Origin of the sequence: Streptomyces sp. NPDC088733, assembly GCF_044751185.1 — a bacterium.
Lineage (GTDB): Bacteria > Actinomycetota > Actinomycetes > Streptomycetales > Streptomycetaceae > Actinacidiphila.
In genome coordinates, this window is sequence record NZ_JBIVLH010000065.1 from 1 (window position 1) to 1,437 (window position 1,437).

2 protein-coding genes are annotated in these 1,437 nt (G+C 67.0%); both read right to left on the reverse strand.

The window, feature by feature from the left end; all coding sequences use genetic code 11:
- Positions 1 to 24: 24 nt before the first annotated feature.
- Positions 25 to 513, reverse strand: a complete 489-nt coding sequence (locus ACIP64_RS41455) for a hypothetical protein (protein ID WP_401598055.1) — start codon at positions 511 to 513, stop codon at positions 25 to 27.
- Between the two features lie 45 nt (positions 514 to 558).
- Positions 559 to 1,361 (reverse strand): IS5 family transposase gene (locus ACIP64_RS41460; protein WP_401598058.1). Its coding sequence is split into 2 segments (ribosomal slippage): positions 559 to 1,041 and positions 1,044 to 1,361, totalling 801 coding nucleotides; the frame shifts between segments, so codons are not numbered across the junction.
- Positions 1,362 to 1,437 lie beyond the last annotated feature (76 nt).

A 1,437-nucleotide genomic window follows, 5' to 3' on the forward strand; every position in this document is an offset into this window, starting at 1 on the left:
TAAGAGCTCGTAACACGATCTTGCTCAGTCGCCGGCTTCGAAGTCGAGTCGCTGGGCGTCGTCAGGGAGCCAGGGGGCCGGGGGGCCGTTGCGCCAGGTGTCGTGGGAGTCCAGCACCGCGTCGATGAAGGGTCTCGGCGGGAGGTAGCGGTGTGCTTGCACGTAGTGGCTGATGAGGAAGGGTGCGGCATAAACCTCGGTGGGTGAGGCCGGGACACGGATCTCGCTGCCGCCGCGGGGCGCACGAGGCGTGGCGTCGTCTGCTGTGTCGCATAGTTCGCACGGGTGCGTGCCCAGGGCGGGGTTGACGTACTGGCCGTGCAGGATGCGGTCGAGTTGTTCCACGAAGCCGGGAGGGGGTGAGCCGACGGCGAAGGGGTGGTCTGCCGCGAGCCAGCCGATGTTGATCCGCGTGTAGCGGGGGGTGAAGGTCACCACTCGGGTGCCCTCGCCCTCCCAGAAGGTGTCTTCTGGCTCCTCAGCGTAGGGGCTCAAGTCTTCGTAGAAAGTCACCGCTGATCTCTAACACGTGCTGTCGTGCACACGGTTGCCCGGGGGTTATCGATGCCTCAGCCGCCGCCAACAGACGAGGGCACAGGCCAGGGAGACCAGGCCGTCGTGGAGGTCGAGGCGTCGTTCCCAGCGCACTGCGAGACGCTTGAATTGGTGCAGCAGAGCGAAGGTCTGCTCGACGACATAGCGGAGCTTGCCCAGGCTCTGGATGTTCGGGCTGCCCTTGCGGGAGATCACTGGCAGGATCCGGCGGTTGCGTAGTTCCCGGCGGAGTGGGTTGCTGTCGTAGCCCTTGTCGCCGAGGAGCGCGTCGGGACGTCTGCGGGGGCGTCCTGGGCGGCCGGCGATGGGCGGGATGCCGTCGACCAGGGGGACGGTCTGGGTGACGTCGTTGACGTTGGCCGCGGTGGTGATGACCGCGAACGGGGTGCCGTTTCCGTCGCAGATCAAGTGGTGTTTGCTGCCGGTCTTGCCCCGGTCGACCGGTGACGGGCCGGTCGCCTCGCCCCCCTTTTCGCCCTCACGTGGGAAGCGTCCACGCAGGCGCGTGACCAGTCGATCTGTCCGGCCGCGTTCAGCTCGGCCAGGAGTATCCGGTGCAGGGCCCGGAAGACGCCGGCCTTGTGCCACCGGATCAGGCGCCGCCAACAGGTCTGCCCCGAGCCGAAGCCCAGCTCCATCGGCAGTTGCTGCCACGCGATGCCGCTGAACAGCACGAACAAGACGCCCTGCAGGCACTTTCGGTCGTCCACCGGGCGCGGCCCCGGCGACCGCTCCGGCCACCTCGGCAGCAGTGGCTCGACCAGCGCCCACAACTCATCATCCACGATCCACGGCTTCCTGCTCACACCCCACGAACGGCGGAATCGTCGCACCGGACACGCCCACCAGAGACGATTCACATGATCGTGTTACGAGCTCTAA